General features: G+C 49.0%; 5 protein-coding genes. 4 read left to right on the forward strand and 1 reads right to left on the reverse strand.

Translation table 11 applies throughout. The features are described 5' to 3' along the window. The first annotated feature begins 26 nt into the window (after window positions 1-26). The gene (locus tag ACVA53_RS23155) at window positions 27-221 is read left to right on the forward strand and encodes a hypothetical protein (protein ID WP_446506406.1); all 195 of its coding nucleotides are present in this window, start codon (window positions 27-29) and stop codon (window positions 219-221) included. Window positions 222-323: 102 nt separating this feature from the next. Here the strand turns inward: ACVA53_RS23155 and bamD are convergent, their stop codons facing one another. Next, complete coding sequence (bamD, locus tag ACVA53_RS23160; protein WP_255041075.1) at window positions 324-1,049, reverse strand: outer membrane protein assembly factor BamD; 726 nt, start codon at window positions 1,047-1,049, stop codon at window positions 324-326. Window positions 1,050-1,189: 140 nt separating this feature from the next. On the opposite strand from bamD, the gene rluD reads away from it, so the two are divergent. The 3 genes from rluD to clpB all read left to right on the forward strand — a co-directional run bounded on the left by rluD (window position 1,190) and on the right by clpB (window position 5,634). After that, complete coding sequence (rluD, locus tag ACVA53_RS23165; RefSeq protein ID WP_255041074.1) at window positions 1,190-2,164, forward strand: 23S rRNA pseudouridine(1911/1915/1917) synthase RluD; 975 nt, start codon at window positions 1,190-1,192, stop codon at window positions 2,162-2,164. A 1-nt stretch (window position 2,165) separates the two neighbouring features. Then, window positions 2,166-2,891, forward strand: coding sequence for a peptidoglycan editing factor PgeF (gene pgeF, locus ACVA53_RS23170; RefSeq protein ID WP_255041073.1), 726 nt, complete (start codon window positions 2,166-2,168; stop codon window positions 2,889-2,891). Window positions 2,892-3,060: 169 nt separating this feature from the next. Beyond that, on the forward strand, window positions 3,061-5,634 hold the full coding sequence (gene clpB, locus ACVA53_RS23175; protein WP_255041072.1) for an ATP-dependent chaperone ClpB: 2,574 nt from the start codon (window positions 3,061-3,063) through the stop codon (window positions 5,632-5,634). The last annotated feature ends 482 nt before the right edge of the window (window positions 5,635-6,116 follow it).

Raw genomic sequence — 6,116 nt, forward strand, 5'->3', positions numbered from 1 at the left:
GATTACTAAATTCAGGAATCAATAATGTGATCACGATCACGATTGTATTTTTAAAATATTGTCCAGAAAAATTCTGTGATCATGTCTTGCTTGTTGCAAAAAAGTTTGACGAAAGTGCTTGTAGAACGTTAGAAAGTTGGGGCAGTATGAGGGAAGAACGAACGCTGGTGGCTGGTGCTATTCAGGGGTTTATTTCGATTAATAACAAAGGTTTGCGTTAATTTTAACCAGTCTTTTATCAAGTGGTCGTTGAAGCAAATAATCGTAATTAAAAAAAACAGCAGCCCTAGGCTGCTGTTTTTTTATGGCTGAACACCAGCAGGTTAGACTGGGTTGAGTGCGATGAGCTTACGGGTGTTTTCCAGAGGCTCGCTTAAGCCAAGTTTTTCGTAAGCGCTTTCCATGATCAGCAAGGATTTGCGAGCAGCTTCAGTATTTGGATACTCGCGTTGGATCAGCTGGGAGCGGTTGACCGCAGCTACCCATGCTTCACGGCGTAGGTAGAAGTCGGCAGCAGCCAGCTCGTAATCGGCTAAGCGGTTCTTCAAAAAGACCATACGTGCCTGGGCATCCGCAGCATAACGACTGTTCGGATAGCGATCGAGTAGGCGTTTGAAGTCACGGAAGGCTTTACGGGCAGGCTCAGGATCGCGGTCGTGGCGATCTATGCTGAACAAATCATGCATAAAGCTGCGATCTTGCGCCATGCTGGTTAGACCGCGCATATACAGCACCCAGTCGGCTTTTTCATGAGCTGGGTTTAGGCGGTTAAAACGATCGATGGTTGCTTCACCTAAAGCAAGATCATCATTTTTGTAGTAAGCATAGATAAGATCCAGCTGAACTTGTTCAGAGTAGGCACCGAACGGGTAACGGGAATCCAGAGTTTCCAGTCGTTCGATGGCCGTGGTCCAGCTCCCGCTTTGCAAGGCTTGCTGGGCTGTGGCGTAAAGTTCAGATGGCGGTACATCCGGTACCACTTCTTCCGTGCTTGAACAGCCTGAAAGTATGGCGACGGCAAGAAGAGACGATAGAGTCAGGCGTTTCATTGCGGCGACTGTTTCCTTGATAAAAAATTTTATTTCGGTGGATCCATTACGGTCTGAGCCGTTAACAGATACAATGACACTATTATGTTATTTTACGCAGCGTTTGACGTTTAGTCCCACGCTTTTTAAAAAAGTTCGCTATGGCACAGCAGATAGAGTTAACAAATACAGTAAATGATAGCCAACTTGGCTTGCGCCTCGATCAGGTTATCGCTGAATTACACCCCGATTATTCCCGCTCACGGATCAAAGAGTGGATCCTTAATGGTATGGTTTCTGTCGATGGGGAAGTCACGACAAAACCACGTTTGAAAATGATGGGCGGTGAAGAGCTGTTTATCAAAGCGGAAATCGAAGACGAAGTCCGCTGGGTGGCTCAGGACATCCCACTCGATATCGTACACGAAGATGAGCATATTATCGTCATCAATAAGCCGCGTGGCTTTGTCGTACACCCAGGTGCAGGTACGCCAGACGGTACGGTACTCAATGCGTTGCTTTATCACTGTCCGTCTTTGGCTGAAGTGCCGCGTGCCGGTATTGTCCATCGTCTGGATAAAGACACCACAGGTTTGATGGTGGTGGCAAAAACAATTCAGGCGCAGACTCGTCTGGTTCGTGCGCTACAAAAGCGTCGGATCACTCGTGAATACGAAGCGATTGCGATGGGAAGGATGACTGGTGGTGGGACGGTTGAAAAACCTATTGGCCGTCACCCGACCAAGCGTATCTGCATGGCTGTTAGTGAGTTTGGTAAACCGGCGATCACCCGCTTCCGCGTGGCTGAGCATTTCCGTGAGCATACGCGTATTATCCTGCGCCTGGAAACTGGTCGTACCCACCAGATCCGTGTGCATATGTCTTACCTAAGCCATCCGCTGATTGGTGATACGATTTATGGTGGCCGTCCTCGTCCGCCGAAAAATGCATCCGATGAACTTGTTCAGGCGTTGCGTGCGTTTGATCGTCAGGCGTTGCATGCGCGAATGCTTCGTCTTGCTCATCCGATCACTGGTGAGCTGATGGAATGGCGTGCGCCACTTCCAATCGACATGGTGGCGATGATCAGTATCCTACGTAAGGATAAAGACGCGAACCAAGAAGAAGAGTACTAATATGTGGATTGTCCCCGACTGGCCAGCGCCTGCTAATGTGAAAGCCATTGCGACCACTCGTGAAGGTGGTAACAGTATCGGACCTTACCAAGGCTTGAACCTCGGTAACCACGTTGGGGATGAACCAGAGGTTGTGCTGCAAAATCGTCAGTGGTTGCAGGATCAACTTGGATTGGCTACCGCACCAGTATGGTTGAACCAAACCCACAGCATTGACGTTGTGGGTCTTGAACAGGCCCCATCATCCGTTATTGATGCTGACGGTAGTTATACCGCAACGCCGCAACTGCCTTGTGTGGTAATGACAGCAGATTGTTTGCCGGTGATCTTGTGTGATCGACAAGGTACACAAGTTGCCGCAGTCCATGCCGGTTGGCGTGGTTTGGTTGATGGCATTATTGAGCAGGCTGTCGCTAAGTTTTCGGTCCCTGGCTCGGAGATCATAGCTTGGCTTGGCCCGGCTATTGGGCCGCAGGCATTTGAGGTCGGTGGCGAAGTGCGAGAGTTGTTTATAGCCCATGACCCTGCTGCCGCCCAAGCTTTTCAGCCTCATGGTGAGAAGTGGTTGGCAGATCTGTATCAACTGGCTCGCCAGCGCCTTGCAGAAGTGTCCGTTGACGATGTTTTTGGTGGCGATTGCTGTACTTACTCCGATACTGAGCGGTTTTATTCGTATCGCCGCGATGGGGTCACTGGCCGCCAGGCAACCTTGATTTGGCTGGAATAGTCAATCTAACATACTCTACTAAGGCCCTGCTATTGCAGGGCTTTTTGTTATCTGGTGATTATTGATGTAACGGGTCAATGATACTGAAGACGACTCACAGAGGAAAATTTAGCTTGAAAAATGAGAGCGAGGACACCATATCTAATGGTGAGAGAAGATAGGAGGACTTATGCGTCTTGACCGTTTTACTAGCAAATTCCAGATGGCAATCTCTGATGCTCAATCGCTAGCATTGGGGCGAGACCATCAGTATATAGAGCCCGCCCACTTGATGGTGGCGCTATTGAACCAGGATGGTAGTACCATCCGTCCACTTCTAACCCTGTTGAATGTCGATATTGCCCAGTTGCGCTCTGGATTGTCCGAGCTATTGGAGCGACTACCGAAAGTAAGCGGTATCGGCGGTGATGTGCAGCTGTCACATGGCATGGGCATGCTGTTCAACATGTGTGACAAGTTAGCTCAGAAGCGTAAAGATAAATATATTTCGTCTGAACTGTTTATTTTGGCTGCGGTGGATGACAAAGGGCCGCTCGGTCAGCTATTGAAAGAAAAAGGGCTGACCGCCGAAAAAATAGAACAGGCGATCGAAAAAGTCCGCGGTGGCCAGAATGTCGATGATCCCAATGCCGAAGAAAATCGACAGGCATTGGAAAAGTTCACCATTGACCTGACCGAACGTGCCGAGCAAGGCAAGCTGGATCCTGTTATTGGCCGCGATGATGAAATTCGCCGTACCATTCAGGTGCTGCAGCGCCGTACCAAGAACAACCCAGTGATCATCGGTGAGCCAGGGGTCGGTAAGACAGCGATTGTTGAAGGTTTGGCGCAGCGCATAATCAATGGTGAGGTCCCTGAGGGATTGCGTCATAAGCGTGTCCTTTCCTTGGATATGGGGGCATTGATTGCGGGTGCTAAATATCGTGGTGAATTCGAAGAACGTTTGAAGTCAGTCCTTAACGAGTTATCGCAAGAAGAAGGCAGTATCATTCTGTTTATTGATGAGCTGCATACCATGGTTGGTGCCGGTAAGGGCGAAGGCTCTATGGATGCCGGTAACATGCTTAAACCTGCACTGGCTCGAGGTGAACTACACTGTGTTGGTGCCACCACCCTCAATGAGTATCGCCAGTACATTGAAAAAGATGCCGCGCTTGAACGCCGATTCCAAAAAGTGCTGGTGGACGAGCCAACTGTAGAAGATACCGTTGCTATTTTGCGTGGCCTTAAAGAGCGTTATGAGCTCCACCATCATGTGGAAATTACCGATCCGGCTATCGTTGCCGCGGCAGGACTGTCACATCGTTATATCTCAGATAGACAGCTGCCGGATAAAGCGATCGACTTGATTGATGAAGCCGCATCAAGTATCCGCATGCAGATCGATTCCAAGCCCGAATCACTCGACCGCCTGGAGCGTCGTATCATCCAGCTCAAAATCGAACAGCAGGCGCTGGAAAAAGAGAGTGACGACGCCAGCCAGAAGCGCCTGAGCGATTTGCGTGATGAACTGGATAAAAAAGAGCGTGACTACGCCGAGTTAGAAGAGGTCTGGAACGCAGAGAAAGCGGCCTTGTCTGGCACGCAGCATATCAAGGCAGCGTTGGAACAAGCACGCACCGACATGGAAATTGCTCGTCGAGCAGGTGATCTCAACCGAATGTCTGAATTGCAATACGGCAAGATCCCTGAGTTGGAAAAGCAGCTCGATTTGGCTGCCCAGGCGGAAATGCAGGAAATGAGCCTGTTGAAGAACAAAGTTACTGACGCGGAAATAGCGGAAGTACTGTCCCGCCAAACCGGGATCCCGGTCGCCAAAATGTTGGAAGGGGAGCGCGACAAGTTACTTCGTATGGAAGATGCCTTGCACAAGCGAGTTATCGGCCAGAATGAAGCGGTCGATGCGGTGGCGAATGCCATTCGCCGTAGCCGGGCTGGGCTTTCTGATCCAAACCGTCCAATTGGCTCTTTTCTATTTCTCGGTCCAACCGGGGTGGGTAAAACTGAACTGTGTAAATCTCTGGCACACTTTATGTTTGATAGTGATGACGCCATGGTGCGGATCGATATGTCAGAGTTTATGGAGAAACACTCGGTTGCCCGCTTGGTTGGTGCACCTCCTGGCTATGTTGGTTACGAAGAAGGGGGCTACCTGACAGAAGCGGTTCGTCGTCGCCCTTATTCGGTGATATTGCTGGATGAAGTAGAAAAAGCGCATCCAGATGTGTTCAATATTTTGCTGCAGGTGCTGGACGATGGGCGCTTGACCGACGGCCAAGGCCGGACGGTAGATTTCCGTAATTGTGTGGTGATCATGACCTCCAACCTCGGTTCAGACCGGATCCAAGAGCACTTTGGTGAGCTGGATTACGAGGGAATAAAACAGACGGTAATGGACGTGGTGGGTCAGCACTTCCGTCCGGAGTTTATTAACCGTGTTGATGAAACCGTGGTATTCCACCCGCTAGGTGCCGAGCACATCAAGAATATTGCCAGTATTCAGATCGCCCGCTTGGTGAAACGGCTTGAAGAGCGTGATTACCAGCTTAAACTGGAGGACAGCGCACTGGATCTGATTGCAGAGGCTGGGTTTGATCCTGTCTTCGGTGCTCGACCGCTTAAGCGTGCAATCCAACAATATATAGAGAACCCGTTGGCGCAAGACATACTGTCAGGCAAGTTTGTTACGGGCAAGCCGATAAAAGTTGTCGCTGAAGACGGCCATATTGAAGCCAAACAGTAACATCCGATTTAAAGCCAAAGCCCTCCTAATTTTAAGGAGGGCTTTTTTACATCCTTTCACTATTATTAATTCACTGTATAAGCAGGTAGATGATAAAGCTGGTTAACTGCTCCAAGTAATGGTGTTGGTCTCTGAAGTGTATCTTGTGTCCCTTCATTTACGTGCCAACTGGAATGAGTTGGTCAAGGTACTGTCGCTACCCAAAGAATTGATTGTTCCGATAGAGGAATAAGCTCAGGATTAGTGTGTAGATTAAACGGAATCAAATATGATTGTCTATTGTTTGCGCGGTTGGTTTGATTCGACGAAATAATTGAATATTTAGTGTTGCCAAGCCCAACCAAATCTCTATAATGCGCCTCCGTTGTCACGGTAAAGCACTGGTTCAGAGCTGTTGTGACAAACATTGTTCTTTAACAATTTGACCATGCAATCTGTGTGGGCACTCGTGAAATGATAGTCAACAAAAGAATTATCAATGA

It is taken from the genome of Photobacterium sp. DNB23_23_1 (assembly GCF_052873815.1).

Bases quoted from the DNA above. Each gene is read 5' to 3' on its own strand.
- rluD (WP_255041074.1), top strand. From the start codon at position 1,190: ATGGCACAGCAGATAGAGTTAACAAATACAGTAAATGATAGCCAACTT.
- bamD (WP_255041075.1), bottom strand. From the start codon at position 1,049: ATGAAACGCCTGACTCTATCGTCTCTTCTTGCCGTCGCCATACTTTCA.
- clpB (WP_255041072.1), top strand. From the start codon at position 3,061: ATGCGTCTTGACCGTTTTACTAGCAAATTCCAGATGGCAATCTCTGAT.
- pgeF (WP_255041073.1), top strand. From the start codon at position 2,166: ATGTGGATTGTCCCCGACTGGCCAGCGCCTGCTAATGTGAAAGCCATT.